Raw genomic sequence first — 26,141 nt, forward strand, 5'->3', positions numbered from 1 at the left:
AATGACGCAGCCCCTTCTCAGCATTGATAACCTGTCGATTGCCTTTTCAAAGCAGGGTGAAATGCGTACCGTGGTCAGCGATCTGTCGCTGCAGATCCAGCGCGGAGAAACGCTGGCGCTGGTGGGCGAGTCGGGTTCAGGCAAGAGCGTCTCGGCGCTGTCGGTCCTGCGCCTGCTTCCTTCCCCGCCGGTCAGCTACCCGCAGGGAGATATTCTCTTTCACGGCAGCTCGCTGCTGCATGCCGACGAGCAGACGCTGCGCGGCATCCGCGGCAATAAAATCGCCATGATTTTCCAGGAGCCGATGGTTTCCCTGAATCCGCTGCACACCCTGGAAAAACAGCTGTACGAAGTGCTTTCTCTGCACCGAGGCATGCGCAGGGAGGCGGCGCGGGGTGAGATCCTCGACTGCCTCGAACGCACCGGCATTCGCAACGCGGCCAAACGGCTGAGCGATTTCCCGCACCAGCTGTCCGGCGGCGAACGTCAGCGCGTCATGATTGCAATGGCCCTGCTCACGCGGCCAGAACTGTTGATTGCCGACGAACCCACCACCGCGCTGGACGTGACGGTGCAGGCGCAAATTTTGACGCTGCTGCGGGAGCTGCGTGACGAGCTGAACATGAGCCTGCTGTTTATCACCCACAATCTGAGCATTGTGAGAAAGCTGGCCGACAGCGTCGCGGTCATGCAAAACGGACGATGTGTAGAGCAGAACGCGGCAGCTACGCTGCTCAACGCGCCTCAGCATCCCTATACGCAGCGGCTGCTCGATAGCGAACCCTCCGGCGACCCGGTTCCCCTGGACGCTGGCAGCGAGCCGCTGCTGCGCGTTGACGACCTGCGCGTTTCCTTCCCCATCCGCAAAGGCATTTTGCGGCGGGTGGTCGACCAAAATCCGGTGCTAAAAAATATCCGCTTTTCCCTTCGTCCGGGAGAATCGCTCGGGCTGGTGGGCGAATCGGGTTCGGGTAAAAGCACTACCGGGCTGGCGCTGCTGCGTCTGATTGCCTCTGAGGGCGAAATCCTCTTTGACGGTATGCCGCTGCAGGGCCGAAACCGCCGCCAGATGCTGCCCATCCGCCCGCGGATGCAGGTGGTTTTCCAGGACCCGAACTCATCGCTCAACCCAAGGCTAAGCGTGTTGCAGATTGTCGAAGAGGGCCTGCGCGTCCATCAGCCTGCGCTGACCGCTCAGCAGCGCGAAGACGAGGTGGTGCGCGTGATGACGGAAGTCGGGCTGGAGCCCGACGCGCGGCATCGTTATCCGGCCGAGTTTTCCGGCGGGCAACGCCAGCGCATTGCCATCGCCCGCGCGCTGATCCTGAAGCCGGAGCTGATTATTCTGGATGAACCTACGTCATCGCTGGACCGCACCGTGCAGGCGCAGATCCTAACGCTGTTAAAAGGATTGCAGGCAAAACACAGGCTGGCCTATATCTTCATCAGCCACGACCTGCAGGTCGTTCGGGCGCTATGCCATCAGGTGATTGTCTTGCGGCAGGGAGAAGTGGTCGAGCAGGGAGAGTGCCAGCGCGTATTTGCTGCACCGACGCAGAGCTACACGCGCCAGCTATTATCAGCGGACTAGTGCTTAGAAGGGATACTGCCCGGAGAAGGGTTCGGCGATAGCCACGCCAAAGTTTTTCAGGCGGCAGGTAGCGGCGAACTCGTCCTGGCTGTTCACAAACAGGCACGGCTCCCCTTCACACTCCACGACGGAGCTATCCACTTCAATATCGGTCAGCGCCTGGCTGAGACGCTCCATCACAGGCCATGCGTTTTCGTCGCTCGGGCTAAGCAGCTTGAGTGCAACCAGACAATTCTCGCACCCGGCAGCGCTTTGCGGAATCGGTTCAACTTTCGAACCTGCAAAACCCGTCGACCAGCGATAGCTCTGGGGCAAGCGATGGACAATGGAGAGTTGTAATGTATTCACGTTCGTTCCCCGGAAGCAAATTTACTTCACAATTTATTTACATTTATAGTAACACATCATCGCAAACCTGCACTCATCGGCGGTTTTTATAGGCGTTACAGGTTCGCGTCGGCGCTATATGTACCCGTTTCTGCGATCTAACTCAACCTTTTTAAATACAATGATGTGACTTTTTACATAAATAGATTTTACATAAAAGAAACAAACACAGGGTAAACGAACGCGGGTTTGGTTGATATGCATCAACAAAAAGGCCCGTATCGGGCCTTAGGTGGGGGTTAGTTAGCCGCTTTACGCGGCCGGCTGGCATAGAGATAGAAAAGAATAGAGCTGGTCGCGCAAAATCCGATCGCCCACAGCATTGGCCAGGCGGTGTTAAACGTCGCCATGGAGAGCAGCGCACCCACGACAGCACCAATGCCGAAGCGGAACGTCCCTGCCAGCGACGATGCCGTTCCCGCCATATGCGGGAACTCGTCGAGGATCACCGCCATCCCGTTGGACGATACCATCGAGACGCAGCCGACAAAGGCGGCCACGCCGACCACCAGCGCCCAGAATCCCACGTCGAAAAACGCGCTCACCACCAGCCAGATGGCCATCACAAACTGTATCCACAGTCCGGCGCGGAACATATTGATCGCCCCGACTCTGCGGACAAAGCGGCTGTTAATGATGGTCATAACGAACAGGAAGACGATGTTCAGCGCAAAGTAGTAGCCAAAGTGCTGAGGCGAAACGTGGTTCAGCTCGATGTAAACAAACGGCCCGGCGCTCAGGAAGGAGAACATCCCGGCAAAGCTGAAGCCGCTTGCCAGCATGTAGCTCAGCACGCGCTTGTGGCGGAATAGCGAGGCAAAGTTGCCGAGCGTGGTGCGGATATGGAATTTCTGCCGACGCTCAACGGGCAGCGTTTCATCAATAAAGAAGAAGATCATCGCCGACGCCAGCAGCGCGGCTATCGCCAGTATCCAGAAAATCGCATGCCAGCTAAACCACACCAGCACCGCCCCACCGGCCATCGGGGCCACCAGCGGCGCAATGGTCGTTACCAGCATGACGAACGACATCATGCGGGAGAACTCTTCTTTCGGGTAAATATCGCGCATCAGGGCGTTGATCACCACGCTTGCCGCTGCCGCCGCCAGACCGTGGAAGAAGCGCATAACGATCAGCTGATCGATGCTCTGCGCCAGCGCGCAGGCTACGGCTGCGCCCGCAAAGATCAGCGTACCGCCCAGGATGACCGGCTTACGCCCAAGGCTGTCGGCCATGGGGCCATAAAACAGCTGGCCAATGGCAAAACCGAGAATATAGGTACTGAGCGTCATCTGCGCGCTGCCTGCCGGAACGCCAAACTGCGCGGAAATCACCGGGAGCGCAGGCAGGTACATATCGATAGACAGCGGCATCAGCATGGCCAGCAGGCCAAGAATGAAGACGATTTTGAAAGACGAGTGTGGCCTGGTGGTCACAGAGTTCTCCTGAAATTAATGCGAAGGCAGACCGACGCTCGCGATCTCTTCTTCCGTCAGCGGGCGATACTCGCCAGGTTCCAGATCCGCGTCGAGTTCAATCGCCCCGATACGTTCGCGGTGCAGGCCCACGACGTGATTGCCCACCGCGGCAAACATGCGTTTCACCTGGTGATAGCGCCCTTCGCTGATGGTCAAACGCACTTCCGTCGGGGTAATGACCTCAAGAACTGCCGGTTTGGTCAGATCTTTTTCATTATGCAGCTGAACGCCTTTGGCGAATTGCTCTGCCGTGTCATCCGCAACAGGCGACTCCAGCGTCACCCGATAGGTTTTTTCACAATGATGACGCGGAGAGGTAATGCGGTGCGACCACTGGCCGTCATCGGTCATCAGCACCAGGCCGGTGGTATCGATATCAAGACGCCCCGCGGCATGCAGCTTGTGCGCCACCGGTTCGTCGAGGAAGTAGAGCACCGTAGGATGATCCGGATCGTCCGTTGAACAGACGTAGCCTTCCGGCTTATGCAGCATGAAATAACGCGGGCCGTGCTGCTGGGTCAGCGGATTGCCGTCATACTCGACCTGATGCTCAGGCTGAAGTTTGAAAGCGGTGTCTTTCACAATGTCGCCATCCACGGTAACGCGGCTGGCGCGAATTTCGCGCCCGGCAATAGCGCGGCTTACGCCGAGTTGCTGAGCGATAAACTTATCAAGTCGCATGAAATCTTTTTAGCCTTAATGGTGCTGAGAGTCGGACAACGCGTCCGAAAAAGAAGCAGTCAAGAACGGTTCAGTATAATGGTCTGGTTGCGCCACTCAAGGGAAAAAGTTTCGTGGCATACTATACGCGGAATAACGAAACCGAGATCTCATGACTTTTACACTCCGTCCCTATCAGCAGGAAGCCGTTGACGCCACCCTCGCCTGGTTCCGTAAGCATCGGGAGCCTGCTGCCATTGTGCTTCCGACCGGCGCAGGCAAAAGCCTGGTGATAGCCGAACTGGCGCGTCTGGCGCGCGGGCGCGTGCTGGTGCTGGCGCACGTCAAAGAGCTGGTGGCGCAAAACCATGCCAAGTATTGCGCGCTTGGACTGGAGGCCGATATCTTCGCCGCCGGGCTAAAGCGCAAAGAGAGCCACGGTAAGGTGGTGTTTGGCAGCGTGCAGTCCGTCGCGCGCAATCTGGACCTGTTTCGCAGCGAATTTTCGCTGCTGATTGTCGATGAGTGCCACCGCATCAGCGATGACGACGACAGTCAGTACCAGCAAATCCTCTCTCATCTAAAGGACGTAAACCCTCACATTCGCCTGCTCGGCCTGACGGCAACGCCGTTTCGTCTGGGGAAAGGCTGGATTTACCACTTCCACTATCACGGCATGGTGCGGGGAGACGCGAAAGCGCTGTTCAGCGACTGCATTTACGAGCTTCCGCTACGCTACATGATTAAACACGGCTACCTGACGCCGCCGGAGCGGCTGGATATGCCCGTCGTTCAGTACGACTTCAGCCGCCTGCAGGCGCAAAGCAACGGCTTGTTCAGCGAAGCGGATCTCAATCAGGAGCTGAAAAAGCAAAAACGCATTACGCCGCACATCATCAGCCAGATTGAGGAGTTCGCGCAGACGCGCAAAGGGGTGATGATTTTTGCGGCTACCGTTGAACACGCGCGCGAAATCACCGGCCTGCTGCCCGCTGACGACGCCGCGCTGATTACCGGCGAAACGCCCGGCCCGGAACGCGATCGCCTGATTGATGCGTTCAAGGCACAGCAGTTTCGCTATCTGGTTAACGTCTCGGTATTAACCACCGGCTTCGATGCGCCGCACGTCGATCTGATCGCCATTCTGCGCCCAACCGAATCCGTCAGCCTGTATCAGCAGATTGTTGGCCGCGGACTGCGCCTGGCGCCGGGGAAAACCGACTGCCTGATTCTGGATTATGCGGGCAACCCGCACGATCTCTACTCCCCTGAAGTGGGCACGCCTAAAGGCAAAAGTGACAACGTGCCCGTTCAGGTCTTCTGCCCCGCCTGCGGGTTTGCCAACACCTTCTGGGGTAAAACGACCGCCGACGGCACGCTGATTGAGCATTTCGGCCGCCGCTGTCAGGGCTGGTTTGAAGATGATGACGGGCATCGCGAGCAGTGCGACTTTCGTTTCCGCTTTAAAAACTGCCCGCAGTGCAACGCCGAAAACGACATTGCCGCCCGCCGCTGCCGGGAGTGCGACACGGTGCTGGTCGACCCTGACGATATGCTGAAAGCCGCGCTGAAGCTGAAAGATGCCCTGGTGCTGCGCTGTTCCGGCATGGCGCTGCAGCCCGGCGCCGATGAAAAAGGCGAGTGGCTAAAAATTACCTATTACGACGAGGACGGCGCGGACGTTAGCGAGCGCTTCCGGGTCCAGACGCCGGCCCAGCGGACGGCCTTCGAACAGCTGTTTATCCGCCCGCACACCCGCACGCCGGGCGTGCCCCTGCGCTGGATAACCGTTGCCGACATCGTTCATCAGCAGGCGCTGCTGCGCCATCCTGATTTCGTCGTCGCCCGTAAAAAAGGTCAGTTCTGGCAGGTGCGTGAGAAGGTCTTTGACTACGAAGGACGCTTCCGCCGGGCGAATGAATTACGCGGTTAACGGGACTTTTCGTTGATGTGCGGGGCATTTGAGTATAAAATGCCGCCCGCTTCACATCCGTGAGGCAGAACACTCGCCTGCTGCTGGGTCGCCTGTAGCAGGGTTTTAAATACAGAGAGAAATCAATGTTCACTATCGAAGCAGAAGTACGTAACGTGCAGGGTAAGGGTGCGAGCCGCCGCCTGCGTAACGCTAACAAGTTCCCGGCTATCGTTTACGGTGGCGAAGCTGCTCCAGTTGCTATCGAACTGGATCACGACAAAGTGTGGAACATGCAGAACAAAGCTGAATTCTACAGCGAAGTTCTGACCATCGTTGTTGGCGGTAAAGAAGAAAAAGTGAAGGTTCAGGCTGTTCAGCGTCACCCGTTCAAGCCAAAACTGTCTCACATCGACTTCGTTCGCGCGTAATCGCAAACCTGTCGAAAAAAAACCCCGCGTCTGCGGGGTTTTTTTATGCCTGCTATTTACCGCCGGAGGTGCGGCGCTGCAGCTGATCGCGCAGGTTCGGCGGCGTGCCCTTGATGGTCAGGGTGTCGGTGGCCGGATCCCAGAAAATACGCTCACCGAGCAGCATGGCGTCAAAGTTCACGGTTAGCCCACCGCCGCTGCCGGCAAATTTGGTTAACTGACGCAGCGTGCTGCGATCCGCCGGGAAGCTCTCTTCCAGCTCGTAGCCTTTCTCCGCGGTGAATGCCTGGAAGCTGACTTCGCTCACGCCCGCCAGCTCTTTAGACAGCGACTCCAGCTCAATCTCTTCGCCCGCCTGCAGCTGTTCGTTGCAGTAGCTGTAAACCTGCTGACGCACGGTCTGACGCTCGGATTTATCGAGCTGCGCCTCTGCGGTGAAGTCATCTACCGCCTGCAGCAGACCTTTGTTCTGCGCTTTAGCGTTGAGGCCTTCGCTGGCACCGAGGAAGTCCATAAAGAAATCCGCCACTTTACGACCCACCCGCCCTTTCAGGAAGGTCAGGTAGCGGGTCGATTCCGGATTGGTTTCCCACTCGGTCAAATCAATACGCGCCACGATGTCGGCATGGTTAATATCCAGATAGTGCGTAGAGCTGATATCCAGCTGCTCGTTCACGCGCATGCTGCTTAAGTTATTCAGCACGGTGACCAGCAGATACTCCACCGCCAGGTAGCGATAGTGACAAAACAGGACGATACCGCCATCGGCAAACGGATATTTCGCCAGCTCGTCGCGCAGGCGACCGGTGGCAGCACGGCTAAACGCCAGGAAATCCTCTTCACCCTGACGTTGCAAACGCAGGCTGTCCGCCAGCTCGCTCTCATCGCTGAACAGGCCGTAGGCTTTATTTTTCGCGCTGTAGACGCGGTGCAGCTCCGCCATCATTTCTACAACGGTAGCAGTGGGTTCAAGCAACGAATCGCGCAGCACCACCTCAAGGGTTTGCTCATCGCGTTTGATAAGCTGGTGCAAGGCAATCTGGTTGATTTCCAGACTCATGATAAACTCTCCTTTTAGACCGGGCGGTATTCAACCACCACCAGCGCATGTGTGCAACAGAAGATAAAAAAGGGGAAAAAAAGCTGTTGCTACGGTAATATGTCGCCCTTCTCTCAACAAACTGATTTTGATTTATGCCACAACATTCCCGCTACAGTGACGAACACGTTGAACAATTGCTCAGTGAGCTGGTCAACGTACTGGAAAAACATAAAACGCCGACCGATCTTTCCCTGATGGTATTGGGAAACATGGTCACCAACCTTATCAATACCAGCGTTGCTCCGGCTCAGCGTCAGGCGATCGCCAAATCTTTCGCCCAGGCACTGCAGTCTTCCGTTAGCGACGACCAGGCACACTAAGGGAAACGAACAACAGTTTATGGTGACGAACCGTCAGCGCTACCGTGAAAAAGTCTCCCAGATGGTCAGCTGGGGGCACTGGTTTGCCCTGTTCAACATTCTGTTGGCGACGGTCATTGGCTGTCGTTATCTGTTTGTGGCGGACTGGCCAACGACGCTAACCGGGCGTATTTACTCCTGGATGAGCGTGGTCGGCCACTTTAGCTTTCTGGTTTTCGCCACCTACCTGCTGATTCTGTTCCCTCTGACGTTTGTCGTGATGTCGCAGCGCCTGATGCGCTTCTTGTCCGCGATCCTCGCGACGGCGGGCATGACGCTGCTGCTGATCGACAGCGAAGTCTTTACCCGATTCCACCTCCATCTCAACCCTATCGTCTGGGAACTGGTGATTAACCCCGACCAGAACGAGACGGCACGCGACTGGCAGCTGATGTTTATCAGCGTTCCGGTCATTCTGCTGATTGAGATGCTGTTTGCCACCTGGAGCTGGCAAAAACTGCGCAGCCTGACCCGGCGTCGCCATTACGCGAAGCCCGTTGCCGCGCTCTTTTTCGTCTCATTTATCAGTTCGCACATCATGTATATCTGGGCGGATGCGAACTTCTATCGCCCCATTACCATGCAGCGCGCTAACCTTCCGCTCTCTTATCCAATGACGGCGCGTCGTTTCCTTGAGAAACACGGCCTGCTGGACGCGCAGGAGTATCAGCGTCGTCTGGTGGAACAGGGGAATCCCGAAGCAGTCAGCGTCCAGTATCCGTTGAGCGAGCTGCGCTATCGCGATATGGGTCGCGGTCAAAACGTTCTGCTGATCACCGTCGACGGGCTTAACTATTCGCGTTACGAGAAGCAGATGCCTGCGCTGGCCGATTTCGCCAGGCAGAACGTCGCGTTCACGCAGCATATGAGCTCCGGTAACTCAACCGATGCAGGCATTTTTGGCTTGTTCTACGGGATTTCAGCCGGATACATGGACGGCGTGCTTTCTGCACGCATTCCTGCGGCGCTGATCACCGGGCTGAACCAGCAGGGCTACCAGTTAGGGCTGTTCTCCTCGGACGGCTTTAACAGCTCGCTGTATCGCCAGGCGCTGCTGTCTGATTTCTCGCTTCCGGCCGCACAAAGCCAGTCGGATGAGCAGACCGCGAATCAGTGGATCAACTGGCTTCAGCGCTATGCGCAGGAAGATAACCGCTGGTTCTCATGGGTTGCCCTTAACGGCACCACGCTGGATGACAGCAACCAGAAAGGTTTTGCACGCCGCTACGGTCGTGCAGCAGCGGATGTGGATGCGCAAATCGGGCGCGTGCTGGATGCATTGCGCGAGTCGGGCAAGCTGGACAGTACCGTAGTGATTATCACTGCAGGTCATGGCGTACCGCTGGGCGATCGGTCGAAGGAGATGGAGTGGTCGCGACCTAACCTTCATGTTCCGCTGATCGTCCATTGGCCGGGCACGCCGGCGCAGCGCATTAATATGCTGACCGAACATAAAGACGTGATGACCACCCTGATGCAACGCCTGCTGCACGTGAGCACACCGGCAAATGAGTATTCTCAAGGGCAGGATCTCTTCAGCGCCACGCGCCGTCATAACTGGGTTACCGCGGCAGGCAATAATTCGCTGGTGGTTACCACGCCAGAGCAGACCCTGGTGCTGAACAGCAACGGTAATTACCAGACGTATAACCTGCAGGGCGAGAAGATTAAAGATCAGAAACCCCAGTTAAGCCTGCTCCTCCAGGTGCTAACAGATGAGAAACGCTTCATCGCTAACTGATTAATTTTAAATCAGTTAGCGACACGTGCCCTTGCATTCAAAAAGGAATCGAGTAGTATTCTTTTATGCGTCGGCACGTAGCGCAGCCTGGTAGCGCACCGTCATGGGGTGTCGGGGGTCGGAGGTTCAAATCCTCTCGTGCCGACCAAACACACATAAAAAAAACCAGCCGTTTGGCTGGTTTTTTTTATTGCACCTCATCCGGCGTTTTGCGCAGATACAGCAGCGTTAACACGCAAATCACCGCCCCGGCATAAAACGTATATTCTGCGCCGAGCGTTTCCCAGATCGCCCCCGCCCCGACGCTGGCGATTAACAGCCCGACGCCACTGACCAGACTGAAAATACCGTATGCCGTACCGCGCAAATCAGCGGGTGCGGTTTTAGCAATCATCGCCGCCAGCAGCCCTTGCGTCATCCCCATATGCACGCCCCAGAGCGCAACGCCCAGGATAATCCCGGCCCAGTGAGTGCTCAGCGCCAGCACAATATCTGCGCCAATCAGCACGACCAGCCCCCACTGCAACAGCCGGGTGTGGCTCATGGCATCCGATAATTTGCCAAACGGATAGGCTGAGAGAAAATAGAGCAGGTTCATCGCCACCATCACCAGCGGGATCAACGCCAGCGGCACGCCAGACTGCTGCGCGCGCAGAACCAGGAATGCCTCACTGAAGCGCGCGAGCGTAAACACCGCACCCAACCCTATGACCCACCAGCAGCCTTTGCCCAGACGCTTCAGGTTCTCTTTTTTTATCGGATTCGTTCGTTTATGTTCAACAGGCGTTTTCGGCTCATGCAGACCAAAAAAAAGCAGCGCCACGGCAAGTACGCCGGGGATCACCGCTATCCAGAAAATGGTGCGAAAATCATCGTTCCACAGCAGCATTAGCCCGACGGCCAGCAGCGGCCCAAGAAACGCTCCGACGGTATCCATCGACTGGCGTAGCCCGAATGCCGCGCCGCGCAGTTCCGGCGGCGTGACGTCTGCAACCAGCGCATCGCGCGGCGCGCCGCGAATCCCCTTCCCTACGCGGTCGATTAACCGCGCCCCCAGAATCATGCCGGAAGAGGAAGCGATGGCGAACAGGGGTTTGCTCAACGCACCCAGCCCATAGCCAAGCACCGCGAGCCCTTTACGCTTGCCCAGATAGTCGCTGATGGCTCCGGAAAAAACTTTGATAAATAGCGCGGTGGCTTCAGCCAGGCCTTCAATCAGGCCGATAAATATCACGCTGGCACCCAGCGTTGTCACCATAAACAGCGGCAGCAGGCTATGAATAATCTCCGAAGAGATATCCATCAGCATACTGACGCCGCCCACAACCCAGACTCCCTTCGGGATCCGGCTGAGCGTTGCAAACCGGGATAACATTGAGCATCTCCTGCTTTCTGTAGAACAATCATTATGTTCGGGACAGAATATCCTGGAAATGCGAATAAATATCGTTAATAAATAGGGAGGGATAAAAAAAGCCAACCCGTGGGCTGGCTTAATGAGCGAAAGCGATAGCTTAGTGCTTATCGCGTCCGCCGAGGAAGAAAATGCCCAGCGGAATGGCAAGCAGTACGGTGAACACCAGGCTATATACAAAGATCATCGCCGACTGCAGAACGTACATGCTGGTCGTCCATGCGGAGAGGGGAATATTGTACTGCTCAATGACGCCGACAATGGTTGCCCGTCCAACGCATGCGGCAGCAATCATAAACACAACCAGCAGCGCCAGCAGGAACTTACGGCCTTCAGGTGTTTTCAGTTTTGCACGAACCATCTCTCTTCCCTTTACAGATGAATAACATATTCTGCCGCTTAAAATAACACGATCTCCCAGCCGACTCCACCCAGCATTAAACACCAAAACAACGCCTACAAAGCAGTTCATAAATCTGATCATTTTGAAAATGTAAGTAAATCACTCTAATCATTCATTTGAGTTATGCTAATCTGGACACGATCGTTTTGACATTAAGGAATGACTGTGAAAAACGCACCTAAATTTGCTATCGCCCTTATCGCCGCTGCCTGTGTTAGCACCAGCGCTTTCGCGAACGAGGCTCCAAAAGAGCAGCCGCTGGAAAAAGTGGCACCTTACCCGCAGGCGGATAAAGGCATGAAGCGTCAGGTGATCCAATTGCCTGTTCAGCAGGATGAAGCAAACTTTAAAGTTGAGCTGTTAATTGGCCAGACGCTGGAGGTGGACTGCAACCAGCACCGTCTCGGCGGCCAGCTGGAAAGCAAAACCCTGGAAGGCTGGGGTTATGACTACTACGTCTTTGACAAAGTGACGTCGCCGGTTTCCACCATGATGGCGTGTCCGGACGGTAAGAAAGAGAAGAAATTTGTGACTGCGTATCTGGGTGATAACAGCCTGCTGCGCTACAACAGCAAGCTGCCGATCGTGGTCTATACGCCTGAAAACGTGGAAGTGAAGTATCGCGTGTGGCAGGCGGGTGAGAACGTCGGACAAGCGGTAGTACGTTAAAACCAGGTCGGGTGCGCTCTGATGCCCTCACCCCAACCCTCTCCCACCGGGAGAGGGAGAAAACACTAAAAACGGTAACGGATGTTACCGTTTTGCTTTTACCTTACAGCGCGATATCCGCAACCGGTTTGTTTTCCGCCTGAGGCTTCAGCTCCGCTTTTGGCGCAGCATCCGCAGCCTGTGGCTTGATGTATTGCAGCTGCAACACGCGGCTGGTGTATTCCAGCTCCTGCTCCGTCGCATCCACGTTACCGTTCAGCTTTGTACCGTAAGAAGGAATAATGGTCTTCAGCTTCGCCTGCCATTCCGGGCTGGAAACTTTATCTTTAAACACTTTTTCCATCAGGTGCAGCATGATTGGCGCGGCGGTAGACGCGCCCGGTGACGCGCCCAGCAGCGCGGCGATGGTGCCTTCTTTATCGCTCACCACTTCGGTACCCAGACGCAGCACGCCGCCCTCTTTCGGATCGCGCTTGATGATCTGCACGCGCTGGCCGGCCTGCCACAGACGCCAGTCTTCTTTCTTCGCCTGCGGATAGTACTCTTTCAGCGCTTCAAAACGATCGTCATCAGAGAGCATGACCTGGCTAATCAGGTATTTCACCAGATCGAAGTTATCCAGGCCCACGTCCATCATTGGCTTAACGTTTGAGGTGGTGGTTGCGCTGAGCAGATCCCACAGCGAGCCATTTTTCAGGAACTTGGTGGAGAAGGTCGCGAACGGCCCAAACAGCACCACGCGTTTGCCGTCAAGCATACGGGTGTCGATGTGCGGAACGGACATCGGCGGTGCGCCCACGGAAGCCTGACCATACACTTTCGCCAGGTGGCGATTCACCACTTCCGGGTTTTCAGAGACCAGGAACTGGCCGCCTACCGGGAAGCCCGCGTAATCGTCCGCTTCAGGAATACCGGACTCCTGGAGCAGCTTCAGCGCCGCGCCGCCCGCACCGATGAAGACAAATTTCGCCTTGATCACGCGCTCGGCGTCATTGTTGTTCAGATCGGCAACGGTCACGCTCCAGCTGTTGTCCGCGTTGCGCTTGAAGCCGCGCACTTCGGTGCTGAGCTGCAGGCTAAAGTTCTCTTTTTTCTTGAGAGACGTCACCAGCTGACGGGTGATTTCACCGTAGTTGACGTCGGTGCCAATCTCGGTGCGGGTCGCCGCCACTTTCTGGTTCGGGTCACGCCCTTCCATCACCAGCGGTGCCCACTCTTTGATCTGAGCGTGATCTTCTGAATACTTCATGCCGCGGAACAGGGTGCTCTGCTGCAGGGCAGCGTAGCGCGCGCGCAGGAAGTTGACGTTCTGGTCGCCCCACACAAAGCTCATGTGCGGTACGGTGTTAATAAAGGAGTGCGGATCGTGCATCACGCCGCTGTTGACCTGGTGAGACCAGAACTGGCGCGAGATCTGAAACGCTTCGTTGATCTCGACCGCCTTCTCGATACTAATGGAACCGTCCTTTTTCTGCGGCGTGTAGTTCAGTTCCATGAGTGCCGAATGGCCCGTACCGGCGTTGTTCCAGCCGTTAGAGCTCTCCTGCGCCACGCCGTCGAGGCGCTCGACCATGGTCATTGACCAGTCCGGCTGCAGTTCTTGCAGGTAGGTTCCCAGCGTGGCGCTCATGATGCCGCCACCAATTAAAAGGACGTCCGTTTCCTGCTCTTTAGGTGCGTCTGCTTTCGCTGCCATTGAGACGGCGTTGAGCCCGACGGCCAGAGAAAAGAGCATGGCAGTCATTTTTTTCATAATTTATGCCTTAGTTTACTAGTGCGTGATGCGTGGAAAATGCAGGTGAAAAAAGCTGCGGGGGGAACGGTAGCAACTTTTAAATATTGTTTAAAGGTTACGAAATTATTGTAATTGTGAAATTTAATGATGGATTGTTTGTAGGGAATTGCGCTGGCAACTGGCAATCACGAAATTTTGTGGATACTATGCTGCACTTTGCGATCGCGCGCACGGAAGCCTGCCCTAACCAGCGAAGTTCTATGTCATTACCTCATTCTGCTGTATCCCCTGAAGGCCAAGTCGCCACGGTGCTACGTTCACCCAAACATCTCATGCGTGAAACGCTGGCGGGCGTCATTACCGCCCTGGCGCTTATTCCCGAAGTCATTTCGTTTTCCGTGGTGGCGGGCGTTGATCCAAAAGTCAGCCTGATCGCCTCCGTGGTGCTGTGTCTTTCTCTGTCTGTGCTCGGCGGTCGTCCGGCGATGGTGACCGCAGCAGCCGGTTCCGTGGCGCTGGTGATTGGCCCGATGGTACATCAGCACGGCGTACAGTACATTTTACCGGCCGTGCTGATGGCCGGCGCTATCCAGATCCTTTTCGGCGCGCTGGGCATGGCGCGGCTGATGCGATTTATTCCGCCGTCGGTGATGACCGGATTTGTTAACGCCCTCGGGATTTTGATTTTCTTTGCGCAGGTGCCCCATTTCTGGAGCCGAAGCCCGTTGATTGTCGGCCTGTTCGTGCTGACGCTGCTGATTGTGCTGTGGGTACCTCGCTTTATCAAAAGCATCCCCTCCCCGCTGATTGCGATTGTGGTGTTAACCCTGTTTACCGTCACCACCGGGCAAATCCTGCCGACCGTCGGTGATGAGGGCTCGATGAGCGGCGGGTTGCCGGGGTTCACGGCGCTGCTGGTGCCGCTTAATCTCCAGACGCTGAGCATCATCTGGCCATGTGCGTTAAGCATTGCCTTTGTCGGCCTGCTGGAATCCCTGCTGACGGCAAAGCTGGTGGATGAACTGACCGCAACGCCGTCGAACAAGCGTCGTGAAAGCATCGGGCTGGGCGTGGGAAATATTCTGGCCGGGCTCTACGGCGGGATTGCGGGCTGCGCGATGATTGGTCAAACCATCGTCAACGTGGAGATGGGGAAAGGCCGCAGCCGCATTTCAACCGTTGCGGCGGGCGTCGTACTGCTGATCCTGGTGACGGCGCTCAGCGAGGTGATGGCAAAAATTCCGATGGCGGTGCTGGCGGGGATTATGGCGATTGTCGCCATCAAAACCTTCAGCTGGCACAGCGTTCAGCCAGCGACCGTGAAAAATGCCCCGATAGCGGAAACCGTCGTGATGCTGGTCACCGTTGCCGCCACGGTATCAACCGGCAATCTGGCGATTGGCGTGCTGGGCGGGATTATCGTCATGGTCCTGCTTCCCGCCCGCATCAGGCGTCGGCTTAAAGAAGAAAAATCGTCGCCAGCCCAAGAAAAATAAAGAAACCGCCGGTATCGGTAATGGCGGTGATCATGACGCTCGACCCCACCGCGGGGTCGCGCCCCAGTTTGGTCATCGTCAGCGGGATAATCACCCCCATCATCGATGCCACCAGCAGGTTCAGCACCATCGCCAGCATCATCACGCCGCCCAGGGCCATATCGTCGTACAGCCACCAGGTGATGCCGCCCATAATCCCGCCCCACACCAGACCGTTGATGAGCGCGACGCCCATCTCTCTAAAGATGAGCCACGTAAAGTTACCGGGCTGAATATTTTCCAGCGCCAGCGCGCGAACAATCATGGTAATCGTCTGGTTGCCCGTATTACCGCCAATCCCGGCGACGATAGGCATCAGAGAGGCGAGCGCGACCAGCTGCGAAATGGTGTGTTCGAAACCATCAATCACGCGTGAGGCGATGAAGGCGGTACACAGGTTAATGGCTAGCCACGCCCAGCGGGTTTTAACCGCCTTCCCTACCGAGGCATGAACGTCATCTTCGGCGCTGATCCCGCCAAGAGCACGTAAATCGTTATCGGTTTCTTCGTAAACCACATCAACGATTTCGTCGATGGTCAGACGCCCCATCAGCTTGCCGACAGAATCCACGACCGCCGCGCTCACGAGGTCATCACGTTCGAAGGTGCGCGCCGCTTTCTCCGCGTCATCCTCCGGGGAGAAGACCATCGGCTCGGTTTCCATGACCTCGCTCACCCGCCGCTGGGTGCTGTTCAGCAGGATCGTTTTCAGCTCCAGCTCGCCGAGCAGGGTTTTATCCCGCGAGGTCACGAACAGTTTATCGGTGTTGTCGGGCATACTGCCCAGGCGGCGCAGGTAGCGCTGCACCGTGCCGAGCGTGACGTCCGGGCGGACCGTAATGACGCCAAACTCCATAATCGCGCCGACGGTGTTTTTCTCGTAGTGCATCACCTGACGCACGCGCGCGCGTTCATCGGCAGGCAGAGACGCCAGCAGGCGCCCGGTCAGGTTGCGCGGCAGGTGTTGAACCAGGTAAATTTGCTCGTCGATATCCAGCGTTTGCAGGGCGTCGAGGATATCCCGGTCGCTCATCTCATCGATGAGGTCATCCCAGACGTTTTCGGAGGCCTCAAGCAGCACCTGCCCGCGCTCGTGATCCTGAACCAGCCGCCACAGGGCGTGACGCTCTTCGGATGGCAGCGCTTCAAGGGTATCCGCCAGATCGGGCGGGGGTAAATGAGCAACCAGCGCACCTACCTCAGCAATATCGTCGGCCAGCGTGCCGACATCATATTGCTCAGCCAGAGTCAGTTTGCCTAATAAGGTGGAGGTGACCGCTTTATCGGTCGTGAGGAGCCAGATGAGACGCGCGCGCTCCTGGTCACGCTGCCTGGCGCTGTTTTTCTTTAATACCGACATCAATCATAAATCCATTAAATGAGTTGTTGCTAAGCATAGCGCGGGGATATGTAAATAAGAATAAACAACGGGGCGGGATGGAGAAAAAAGCGGCATTGCGGCCACGATTTATCCCCTCTCCCCGTGGGAGAGGGTCAGGATGAAGGCATCAGGCCGTACGCGCCACCGCGTCACGCGAGGCCGCATCGCGCTCGTCGCCAGTCAGCTCGCTCAGCTTGCCGTCGCGCATCTCCAGCAGACGATCGGCGTGAATGAAGTAGTGATCGTCGTGGCTGATGGCGAAAATGGTTTTACCCATCTCCTGCATCAGCGGGAGCAGCACCTGATAGAACTCGCGGCGGAAGTGCGGGTCCTGATCCGCCGCCCACTCGTCCAGCAGGATGATGTCGCGCTCCTCGGCCAGCGCCAGCAGCAGCGCCACGCGCTTTTTCTGCCCCTTCGAAAGCTTGAGGTTCAGGATCTTGCCATCCTGCAGCTCCAGCTTGTGCGACATCTGCAGGTGCGCCAGCCATTTATCCACCAGCGCAGGGTTAGCCTGTTGCCCTTCCGGCCCGAGGAGACGGTCAAACAGCCAGACGTCGGTAAATACCGCGGAGAACAGCTTGCGGTAATCTTCCGGTTTCTCTGCGCTCAGCGCCTTGCCGTCCAGCAGAATCTCGCCTGATTGCGGCTGGTAAAGCCCGGTCAGCAGCATCGCCAGCGTCGATTTTCCGCTGCCGTTACCGCCGATCAGGAACAGCAGTTCGCCGCGATGGATCGTCAGATTGACCGGCCCGACGGAGAAGGCATTATCCTGATAGCGGAACGTCACGTTCCGCAGCTCCAGCGTCTGCCAGTTCGGGAAGGCCTGCGGGCGTGGGAATTCAGCCTTAAATGGCGCCAGGTCGAATTTCTTGAGCTTATTAAACGCCACCTGTGCGCTCAGCAATGTGGGCAATGCGCCAACGGCAGAAAGCAGAGGCGTGCGTAAAAACAGCAGCGTCAGCGAGTAGGTTGCCGCCACGTTGGTATCCGCCCAGCCGAGGCTGTTCGCCATCCAGAACACCAGGCCGATGGCGCCCAGCATCATGATGTTCGACCAGTTCACCGCGCTCAGGTGGAAGGTATCGGCGCGAATGATGTGATGGCGATACTCACGCGCATCGGGAATGTAGAGATTGTTGAAGATATGCTCGGCGCGCTCGCGGTTAAGGGTCAGCTCTTTCCGCCCTTCCAGCACCGTCTGGTAATCGTTATAGAGTTTGTCTTCGGTTTCACGCAGCACCGCCATATGTTTATAGACGCGCGATACCAGCAGGAATCCGCCCCAGATGGTGATGACGATCCATACTGCGGTGACGGCCAGCATTTTTGTGGAGAGCCAGGCGAGATAGGCCGCCGATCCAAAGGTCAGGATGATGCCCTGCACCAGTTCAGGCAGACGGACAAACGCGATGGTAATAGCGCGCACGTCGCTGGTCAGCCCCGCCAGCAGGGAGGCGCTGCCAAGCTGCTCCACGCGCTCAACGTGCGTGTCGAGGATCCGCTTGATAAATTCGCTGCGCAGGCGGAAAACGAAATGGTGGCCCAGTACCGTCAGCGCGAGCTGCGAACCCAGCGTGACCGCCATCAGCAAAAGCAGTAAGCCCAGAAATTCCGGTAACACGGAAAGTGAGGTATCGACCATTTCAATTAAGCGCACGTTGATAAAGGCAATAAGGCCAATACCCAACGCCGCGCTGGCAAGGCTGAGCGCCATTACCGCTATAAAGGGCCAGCGATACTGACGCCAGACAAGAAGAAGAAGTTGCATGCAAAACAGTCCAGGCAATAAAAACAGCCAGCAGTGTAAACTGCCTTACGGCTACATCAAGAATAATTCTTATTTTTATTCGCTATACGATGCCTGCCGGAAGGTCAGGTTATAGCGGTATTCGCCCGTCTGCGGATGAACGCCCGGCTTAAGCGGCTGTATGCCGTGGTAAAACAGCCTCGATTCGCCACCCCACACCACCACGTCGCCATGCTCCAGCATCAGGCGCTTGAGCGGATCGTTACGATGTAATCCGCCGAACTGAAAAACCGCAGGTAAGCCTAAGGATACCGAGACGATCGGCGCGCGCAGGTCGGGTTCATCTTTATCCTGATGCAAAGAGAGTTTTGCGCCCGGCGCGTAGCGGTTAACCAGACATGCATCCGGCCTGAAGTCGGCGTAGCCCGCCGCGGCTGAGGCATCGCGGCACAGCGTCTGAAAGACGTCAGGCATGGGCGGCCAGGGCGTGCCGGTCATCGGGTCAACCGATGCGTACAGGTAGCCGCGCGCATTCGTTGCCCAGCCAAGCTGGCCGCAGTTGGTCATTGCCACCGACATGGTATAGCCTCCCGGCGTCACCATATGACGAAAAGGCGACGCGGCTGCGACGTCATCGATAGCCTCCAGCAGCGCCGCCGCTCGGGAGAGCGCAAAGCGCCGCAGGATCGCCGCCCCTGGCGCAAGCGGCTCCTGCCAGGGTTCCGCATCTGCAAATAGATCGAGCATTATTCCTCCCGGCTCCCGGCCTCTCGTTTTAGCAGCATTGCCTTTCGCGTCGTCCCCCAGCGGTATCCCGACAGCGCACCATCGTTACGGACAACGCGATGACAGGGGATCACAATCGCCAGCTTGTTTGCACCGCAGGCTCCCGCCACCGCGCGCACCGCGTTAGGTTTGCCAATCGCCCGGGCCACCTGCTGATAGCTTGCCGTTTCACCGCGGGGAATGGCGCGGAGCGCCTGCCAGACCTGCTGCTGAAAGGCCGTGCCGCGTATATCCAGCGGGAGCGTGAACGGCACGTCGCGGCTATCGATACTGGCAATCACCTGCCGGATGCGCTGCGCAAAGGCGCCTTCAAGCGGCTCTGATTCGGCATGCGGAAACAAGGACTGCAGCTCGAGGATTAATGACGCATCGTCGTCACCCAATAAAATTGCGCAGATCCCCCGCTCGCTTTCGCCCACCAGGCAACGCCCAAGGGAACAATCGCTGATGGCGTAACGCACCGCAACATTGCCCGTTCGGTACTGCCTTGCGGTCATCCCCAGCGCATCATCCGCTTTGCGGTAGTAGCTGCTGCTATCGGGAAATCCCGCGGCCAGAACGGCATCGGTGATGTTATCCCCCTGAGCCAGCGCGCTGCGCAGACGCTGTTCTCGTGCCGCCTGCTGCCAGGCTTTCGGCGTCAGGCCGGTGACGGATTTGAACAGGCGATGGAAATGGAAAGGGCTGCTGGCAACCTGCTGCGCCAGCGCGTCGAGGGTTATCGCAGGATCCTGTGCCAGAAGGCGGCAGGCTTGCTCAACCTTTGCCAGCTTCTGCGCCTGAGGATCGCTTTGGTCCGGCAGGCAGCGCTTGCACGGACGAAACCCCGCCAAAGCGGCATGTTGAGCATCAGGGTAGAAGCAGACATTTTTACGCAACGCGTGACGGGCGCGGCAGGACGGGCGACAGTAAATCCCCGTCGTCTGCACGGCAAAAACAAACTGGCTATCTGCGCGGGGATCGCGGGCCAGCACGGCCAGCCAGCGATCGTCATCGGTCGTAAAGTTGGTTTTCATCATCATCGGCTCCTCTTACAAGCATACATACAGCGTGCCTGAGTGCCAGCGAACAAAAACCTGCAACCTTGCTTTTTAATTTTTTTCGCGCACCAGGAAGCTATTAAACTGCGGTGAGCTCCAGGTTTTAAAGCCGTCAGCCTCTTTGGTGATCATGTACACCGCCAACCCTTCCTGGCGAACCACCTCTTTGGCTTTCTCCGTACCGAGAACCATCAATCCGGTGTCCCAGGCATCGGCCTCCAGCGCGGTTGGCGCGATCACCGTGACGGACACGAGGTTATGTTGGATCGGACGACCGGTCTGCGGATCGATAACGTGCGAGATGCGCTTACCGTCAAGCTCGTAATAGTTACGGTAGCTGCCGGAAGTGCTGATGCCGTGACCGTTGATGTCAACAATCGCCTGCACGGCATTCTGCTCGTCGGTCGGTTTTTGAATCGCCACCCGCCACGGTTTACCGCTGGCGTTCATTCCCCGGCTAACGAGGGCGCCGCCCACGGACACCAGGTAACGTGAGATCCCCTCCTGCGCCATTAACGCCGCCAGATGATCCGCCGCGTAGCCTTCCCCTACCGTCGAAAGATCGACGAACAGATCGGGTATGTCTTTTTGCAGATACTGTTGGCCGTACTGGTTGATCACCGTCAGGTGCTGTAGCCCGGTGCGGGCGCGGGCGTCATCAATGGCCGCCTGGTCAGGCGTCTTTACCGGCTGTTTGTTCGGGCCAAATCCCCAGAGGTTCACCAGCGGCCCGACCGTCACGTCCATCGCACCGTTGGTTTTGTAGCCCACGCGTATGGATTCGGTAACGATATCGGCCATCGATTCACTCACCGGCCAGAGCGAGGTGCTTTTGGACAGGTTAAAACGCATCAGCGCCGAGTCATTTTTATAAGTAGAAAGCAGCTGATCGTCGGCGTCCAACTGCGACTGAATTTTGCCGCGCAGTTCGTCAGCACGCGCATTGTCGAGATTCATGACGCTTACGCGCCAGAACGTGCCCATCGTTTTGCCTTCCAGCACCGTTGCCGCTGGCGCGCTGGTTTTTACAGGAGGGGTTGATGAGTCACATGCCGTCAGGAAAAAAAAGGTAGCCAGAACGCTGGCGCGTAAAAAAGTCATATCCATTCATTATTATCCTCATGCCAGGGCGGCAAGAGTACACCAAAACGGGTGAATTGTAAGACCTTAAAAAAGGCATGAAAAAAGGGGCCAGCAGGCCCCTAAGTCATATCGGCGAACGATTAGAACTGGTAAACCAGACCCAGCGCTACGATATCATCCGTACCGACACCAGCCTGGCGGGTGAAGTCGTTGTCATCCAGCAGGTTGATTTTGTAGTCCACATAGGTAGACATGTTTTTGTTGAAGTAGTAGGTCGCGCCAACATCAACATATTTCAGGAGATCCTGATCGCCGTACCCTTCGATGTCCTTACCTTTAGACTGCAGGTAAGCCACGGATGGACGCAGACCAAAGTCGAACTGGTACTGTGCAACCACTTCGAAGTTTTGCGCTTTGTTAGCGAAGCCGTAAACGGTGCTCGGGTTGCTGCCGTTAGAGGTACCGAAACGAGTTGCGTTGTAGGTCTGAGAATACTGGGTTGCCAGATAGATGTTGTTCGCATCGTATTTCAGGCCGCCAGAGTAGACTTCTGCACGATCGCCATCACCCAGCGCCGCAGAGTTGTTCTGATCGTAAGTACGTTTGGAGGAAGCCATCGCACCACCGATGCTGAAGCCTTCGCCCAGGTTATAGGTCACGGATGCGCCGTAACCGTCACCGTTTTGTTTCAGCAGGCTGCGGCCGCCGTCGTTTTCACCGTCAACGCTGCCGTTTTTGCCCTGATACTGCAGAGCGAAGTTCAGACCGTCAACCAGGCCGAAGAAGTCCTGGTTACGGTAGGTTGCTACGCCGTTAGCACGAGACTGCAGGAAGTTATCTGCACCGTAGGTATCGCCGCCGAATTCTGGCAGGACGTCGGTCCAGGAAGTCACGTCGTAGATAACGCCGTAGTTACGACCATAATCGAATGAGCCTGCGTCTGCGAATTTCAGACCTGCGAACGCCACACGAGTCCAGGACTGGTTATCACCTTCGTCGGTGTTGCCCTGAATCTGGTATTCCCACTGGCCGTAACCGGTCAGCTGATCGTTAACCTGGGTTTCGCCTTTGAAGCCGAGACGCATATAGGTCTGATCGCCATCCTGACCGTCGTCGTCAGAGAAATAGTGCAAACCATCAACTTTGCCGTACAGATCTAATTTGTTGCCGTCTTTGTTATAAATTTCAGCCGCATTTGCTGCGCCTGCTACCAGCAGTGCTGGTACCAGGAGGGACAGTACTTTAACTTTCATTTTATGAACCCTCTGTTATATGCCTTATTATTACCACTGCTTACTGATCAACCCTCTTAACCAGTCGGCAAGTTCATTCTCCTTAAAATTACAGAATAATCCAATGGGAATATGATACGAAAACTTTGAAGATGTTTCATTTATCGCCCAAGATGTTTCAATATGTAAACGCAAGGGAACTTTTACAAAGCACAAAGAGCTTAAAAATATAGCACGCATAATCAAACAGTTATTAATAAACATAAAAATCAATAAGTTATAAAGAAAACATTTACAGCACTGAATGACAAAACAAAATGACGCAATATCTCTAAAATAACTCCCGCTATCATCATTAACTTTATTTATTACCGTCATTCAGCTTTGAATGTCTGTTTATCCCAAATTCTACCGAATGCTCTGCATTCGGTTTTTTTTTACCTTTCTTTACGTAATTATGATTTTTTTGTGCTACCGCCATGAAATTGTAACGACTATTAACTAAATCCTCTCAAGACCCTTCCCACTCGCAATTTTTGAATGAAAAACATAATTTCTTGTTTATTCGTGCTATTCTTGAGGCGTTCTTGTTCTTTATTTGTACACTCCTCGATGAGTTGTACATGTTTAACCCAAGGCTAACGTCGAATAACCGCAGCGGAAAAAGTCGCATCTTCTCTGACAGTGACGCTGGAAATTCAACTATTACCCTTTATACTGCCGTATCCCCTTACAGCACGGCCATCACGGGTTAAACATATCAATGAGTCAGACTGAAACAACTCCCGCCAGTAAGTTCTCCCTTCTACCCGGGAGTATTACCCGTTTCTTTCTTCTGTTGATCGTGGTGCTGTTGGTCACAATGGGTGTCATGGTTCAGAGCGCCGTCAACGCATGGCTGAAGGATAAAAGCTATCAGGTGGTAGATATCACCCATGCCGTGCACAAGCGTATAGATACCTGGCGCTATGCCACCTGGCAGATTTACGACAATATTGCAGCCGCGCCATCAACGTCATCAGGAGAAGGGCTTCAGGAGACACGCCTCAAGCAGGATGTCTATTATCTTGAAAAACCGCAGCGTAAGACGGAAGCCCTCATTTTTGGCTCCCACGACAGCGCAACGCTTGAGATGACGCAGCGCATTTCAAGCTACCTTGATACCCTCTGGGGTGCCGAGACGGTGCCGTGGTCGATGTACTATCTGAACGGTCAGGACAACAGCATGATCCTGATCTCAACGCTGCCGCTGAAAGATCTCTCCTCCGGTTTTAAAGAGACCACCGTGGGCAGTATCGTCGATTCCCGCCGGGCAGAAATGCTGCAGCAGGCTAACGCTCTTGACGAGCGCGAGAGCTTCTCGTCGCTGCGTCGCCTGGCCTGGCAAAACGGCCATTACTTTACCCTGCGTACAACCTTTAACCAGCCGGGCCACCTGGCGACCGTGGTCGCCTTCGATTTGCCCGTTAATGATTTGATCCCACCGGATATGCCGCTCGACAGCTTCCGCCTCGACCCCGACAACAGCACGCAAAATATGCGTACGCCGGCGGACAAAGAGGCCGCGGAGAGCGTATCCATCTCCTTCAACGGCTCCAGGATTGAAATTGCATCATCCCTTAACTCGACCGGCATGCGTCTGGTGTGGCAAGTACCGTTTGGCACATTGCTGCTCGACACGCTGCAAAATATCCTGCTGCCGCTGCTGCTGAATATCGGTCTGCTGGCCCTGGCGCTGTTTGGCTACAGCACGTTTCGTTTCCAGCCGGGACGTCAGAGCGGTTCAACCTCGGTGTCCACCGGCACCAGCAACGAGCTACGCGTGCTGCGCGCGCTGAATGAAGAGATCATCTCCGTGCTGCCGCTCGGCGTGCTGGTTCACGATCAGGAGGCGAACCGCACGGTGATGAGCAATAAAATTGCCGATCACCTGCTGCCGCACCTGAATCTGCAAAACATCACCACCATGGCCGATCAGCACCAGGGTATTATTCAGGCGACCATCAACAACGAGCTGTACGAAATCCGCCAGTTCCGCAGCCAGGTGGCATCGCGCACGCAAATCTTCGTGATCCGCGATCAGGACAGAGAAGTGCTGGTGAATAAAAAGCTCAAGCAGGCGCAAAGGCTGTATGAGAAAAACCAGCAGGGCCGCGCAGCCTTTATGCAGAATATTGGCGATGCCTTCAAGCAGCCGCTTAAAACCCTGGCGGCGCAGGCAGCAGAGTTAAGCACGCCACAAAGCCAGCAGCTTGCCAGTCAGGCTGACTCGCTGGTTCGCCTGGTTGATGAGATCCAGCTGGCAAATATGCTTGAAAATGACAACTGGAAGGGCAGTCCTACCCTCTTCTCCATTCAGGCGCTGATCGACGAGGTCGTTCCTGACGTTCTGCCGGTCATTAAACGTAAAGGGCTGCAGCTGCTGATTAACAACCACCTACCCGCAAACGACGAACGTCATGGCGATCGTGAAGCGCTGCGTCGAGTTTTGCTGATGATTATTCAGTACGCCGTCACCACGACGCAGATTGGCAAAATCACGCTTGAGGTCAGCACGGACGAATCGGCAGAGGATCGTCTGACGTTCCGCATTCTCGATACCGGTGAAGGCGTGACGACGAGCGAAATTGATAATCTGCATTTCCCGTTCCTGAACGACACGCAACGCGATCATTATGGCAAAGCGAACGCCCTCACCTTCTGGCTGTGCGATCAGCTGGCACGTAAGCTGGGGGGCCACCTGAATATCAAGGCAAGGGAATCGCTCGGTACACGTTACTCCCTCCACGTTAAAATGGCGGCGAATCCGCAGGAAGAAGATGAAGAACGTCTGCTGGATGACGTCGTGGTGATGGTGGATGTGACCTCTAATGAGATCCGTAATATCGTGGTTCGTCAGCTGGAAAACTGGGGCGCAGCGTGCGTAACGCCGGACGAAAGGCTTGCGAGTCAAGAATTTGATCTGTTTTTAACTGATAATCCGTCTAATCTTACTGCCTCGGGCTTGCTTTTAAGCGATGATGAGTCAGGCGTGCGAAAAATCGGCCCTGGCCAGCTGCGCGTCAACTTTAATATGAGCAATGCGATGCAGGAGGCTGTACTACAACTAATAGAAGAGCAGCTGGCGCAGGAAGAGATATCGGAGTCACCGTTAGGCGGCAATGAAAATGCCGAGCTCCATGCCAGCGGCTACTATTCACTCTTTGTTGATACAGTTCCAGATGATGTTAAGCGGTTGTATACTGAGTCCGCTGCGAATGATTTTGCAGCGCTGGCACAGACAGCACACCGGCTTAAAGGGGTGTTTGCCATGCTTAATCTGGTTCCCGGCAAGCAGTTATGTGAAACGCTGGAACATCTAATTCGTGAGAAAGATGCCTCTGGCATTGAAAAATACATCAGCGACATTGACGCCTACGTCAAGAGCTTGCTGTAGCAAGGTAGCCTTATAC

General features: G+C 55.8%; 21 protein-coding genes and 1 tRNA gene. 9 read left to right on the plus strand and 13 right to left on the minus strand.

Going from position 1 to position 26,141, the window contains the following annotated elements; translation table 11 throughout:
• Nucleotide 1: 1 nt before the first annotated feature.
• Nucleotides 2-1,591: a microcin C ABC transporter ATP-binding protein YejF gene (gene yejF, locus VPX56_RS15170; RefSeq protein WP_326467403.1), complete on the plus strand. Its 1,590-nt coding sequence runs from the start codon at nt 2-4 to the stop codon at nt 1,589-1,591.
• A 3-nt stretch (nt 1,592-1,594) separates the two neighbouring features.
• Here yejF and VPX56_RS15175 read toward each other — a convergent pair whose 3' ends face one another.
• The 3 genes from VPX56_RS15175 to rsuA all read right to left on the minus strand — a co-directional run bounded on the left by VPX56_RS15175 (nt 1,595) and on the right by rsuA (nt 4,137).
• Nucleotides 1,595-1,939: a YejG family protein gene (locus tag VPX56_RS15175; protein ID WP_131634953.1), complete on the minus strand. Its 345-nt coding sequence runs from the start codon at nt 1,937-1,939 to the stop codon at nt 1,595-1,597.
• 278 nt (nt 1,940-2,217) lie between these two features.
• Nucleotides 2,218-3,414: a Bcr/CflA family multidrug efflux MFS transporter gene (locus tag VPX56_RS15180; RefSeq protein ID WP_131634952.1), complete on the minus strand. Its 1,197-nt coding sequence runs from the start codon at nt 3,412-3,414 to the stop codon at nt 2,218-2,220.
• A 15-nt stretch (nt 3,415-3,429) separates the two neighbouring features.
• Nucleotides 3,430-4,137 (minus strand): 16S rRNA pseudouridine(516) synthase RsuA, encoded by a 708-nt coding sequence (rsuA, locus tag VPX56_RS15185; protein ID WP_131634951.1) that lies wholly within the window; start codon nt 4,135-4,137, stop codon nt 3,430-3,432.
• Nucleotides 4,138-4,288: 151 nt separating this feature from the next.
• Here rsuA and VPX56_RS15190 point away from each other — a divergent pair, with 151 nt between their 5' ends.
• Both VPX56_RS15190 and rplY read left to right on the plus strand, forming a co-directional pair.
• The gene (locus VPX56_RS15190) at nt 4,289-6,049 is read left to right on the plus strand and encodes a DNA repair helicase RadD (RefSeq protein WP_326467408.1); all 1,761 of its coding nucleotides are present in this window, start codon (nt 4,289-4,291) and stop codon (nt 6,047-6,049) included.
• A 125-nt stretch (nt 6,050-6,174) separates the two neighbouring features.
• The gene (gene rplY, locus VPX56_RS15195) at nt 6,175-6,459 is read left to right on the plus strand and encodes a 50S ribosomal protein L25 (protein ID WP_022648733.1); all 285 of its coding nucleotides are present in this window, start codon (nt 6,175-6,177) and stop codon (nt 6,457-6,459) included.
• Between the two features lie 52 nt (nt 6,460-6,511).
• On the opposite strand, the gene yejK is transcribed toward rplY, so the two are convergent.
• Nucleotides 6,512-7,519, minus strand: coding sequence for a nucleoid-associated protein YejK (gene yejK, locus VPX56_RS15200; RefSeq protein ID WP_263609864.1), 1,008 nt, complete (start codon nt 7,517-7,519; stop codon nt 6,512-6,514).
• A gap of 134 nt (nt 7,520-7,653) precedes the next feature.
• Here yejK and VPX56_RS15205 point away from each other — a divergent pair, with 134 nt between their 5' ends.
• The 3 genes from VPX56_RS15205 (at nt 7,654) to VPX56_RS15215 (ending at nt 9,809) form a co-directional block, all read left to right on the plus strand.
• Entirely contained in the window at nt 7,654-7,881 is a 228-nt protein-coding gene (locus tag VPX56_RS15205; protein ID WP_001135586.1) for a YejL family protein, read from the plus strand.
• Between the two features lie 19 nt (nt 7,882-7,900).
• Nucleotides 7,901-9,661, plus strand: a complete 1,761-nt coding sequence (yejM, locus tag VPX56_RS15210) for an LPS biosynthesis-modulating metalloenzyme YejM (RefSeq protein WP_263609863.1) — start codon at nt 7,901-7,903, stop codon at nt 9,659-9,661.
• Nucleotides 9,662-9,732: 71 nt separating this feature from the next.
• Nucleotides 9,733-9,809 (plus strand) — tRNA-Pro (locus tag VPX56_RS15215).
• 39 nt (nt 9,810-9,848) lie between these two features.
• On the opposite strand, the gene VPX56_RS15220 is transcribed toward VPX56_RS15215, so the two are convergent.
• Complete coding sequence (locus tag VPX56_RS15220; RefSeq protein WP_131634923.1) at nt 9,849-11,036, minus strand: MFS transporter; 1,188 nt, start codon at nt 11,034-11,036, stop codon at nt 9,849-9,851.
• Nucleotides 11,037-11,175: 139 nt separating this feature from the next.
• The gene (locus VPX56_RS15225; protein WP_010433451.1) at nt 11,176-11,436 is read right to left on the minus strand and encodes a DUF2534 family protein; all 261 of its coding nucleotides are present in this window, start codon (nt 11,434-11,436) and stop codon (nt 11,176-11,178) included.
• 201 nt (nt 11,437-11,637) lie between these two features.
• On the opposite strand from VPX56_RS15225, the gene eco reads away from it, so the two are divergent.
• Nucleotides 11,638-12,147, plus strand: coding sequence for a serine protease inhibitor ecotin (gene eco, locus VPX56_RS15230; RefSeq protein WP_131634922.1), 510 nt, complete (start codon nt 11,638-11,640; stop codon nt 12,145-12,147).
• Nucleotides 12,148-12,250: 103 nt separating this feature from the next.
• Here the strand turns inward: eco and mqo are convergent, their stop codons facing one another.
• Nucleotides 12,251-13,900, minus strand: coding sequence for a malate dehydrogenase (quinone) (gene mqo, locus VPX56_RS15235; RefSeq protein WP_326467414.1), 1,650 nt, complete (start codon nt 13,898-13,900; stop codon nt 12,251-12,253).
• A gap of 188 nt (nt 13,901-14,088) precedes the next feature.
• Between mqo and VPX56_RS15240 the strand changes: the two genes are divergently transcribed.
• Entirely contained in the window at nt 14,089-15,378 is a 1,290-nt protein-coding gene (locus tag VPX56_RS15240; protein WP_326472080.1) for a SulP family inorganic anion transporter, read from the plus strand.
• On the opposite strand, the gene mgtE is transcribed toward VPX56_RS15240, so the two are convergent.
• The 6 genes from mgtE to VPX56_RS15270 all read right to left on the minus strand — a co-directional run bounded on the left by mgtE (nt 15,341) and on the right by VPX56_RS15270 (nt 22,710).
• Nucleotides 15,341-16,777, minus strand: coding sequence for a magnesium transporter (gene mgtE / locus VPX56_RS15245; RefSeq protein WP_131634920.1), 1,437 nt, complete (start codon nt 16,775-16,777; stop codon nt 15,341-15,343). The two genes, VPX56_RS15240 and mgtE, sit on opposite strands and share 38 nt — an antisense overlap.
• 148 nt (nt 16,778-16,925) lie before the next feature.
• Complete coding sequence (locus tag VPX56_RS15250) at nt 16,926-18,569, minus strand: multidrug ABC transporter permease/ATP-binding protein (RefSeq protein ID WP_326467416.1); 1,644 nt, start codon at nt 18,567-18,569, stop codon at nt 16,926-16,928.
• Between the two features lie 75 nt (nt 18,570-18,644).
• Complete coding sequence (alkB, locus tag VPX56_RS15255; protein WP_326467418.1) at nt 18,645-19,295, minus strand: DNA oxidative demethylase AlkB; 651 nt, start codon at nt 19,293-19,295, stop codon at nt 18,645-18,647.
• A complete protein-coding gene (gene ada / locus VPX56_RS15260) occupies nt 19,295-20,353 on the minus strand; it encodes a bifunctional DNA-binding transcriptional regulator/O6-methylguanine-DNA methyltransferase Ada (RefSeq protein WP_407655154.1) in 1,059 nt (352 codons plus the stop codon). Before ada ends, alkB begins: the two co-directional genes overlap by 1 nt.
• A gap of 72 nt (nt 20,354-20,425) precedes the next feature.
• Nucleotides 20,426-21,481 (minus strand): FAD:protein FMN transferase ApbE, encoded by a 1,056-nt coding sequence (apbE, locus tag VPX56_RS15265; protein ID WP_131634916.1) that lies wholly within the window; start codon nt 21,479-21,481, stop codon nt 20,426-20,428.
• Between the two features lie 116 nt (nt 21,482-21,597).
• On the minus strand, nt 21,598-22,710 hold the full coding sequence (locus VPX56_RS15270; RefSeq protein WP_131634915.1) for a porin OmpC: 1,113 nt from the start codon (nt 22,708-22,710) through the stop codon (nt 21,598-21,600).
• Nucleotides 22,711-23,452: 742 nt separating this feature from the next.
• Here VPX56_RS15270 and rcsD point away from each other — a divergent pair.
• Nucleotides 23,453-26,125 (plus strand): phosphotransferase RcsD, encoded by a 2,673-nt coding sequence (rcsD, locus tag VPX56_RS15275; RefSeq protein WP_131634914.1) that lies wholly within the window; start codon nt 23,453-23,455, stop codon nt 26,123-26,125.
• Nucleotides 26,126-26,141: the final 16 nt, after the last annotated feature.

The organism is Enterobacter wuhouensis, from assembly GCF_035835995.1.
GTDB classification, from domain to species: domain Bacteria; phylum Pseudomonadota; class Gammaproteobacteria; order Enterobacterales; family Enterobacteriaceae; genus Enterobacter; species Enterobacter wuhouensis.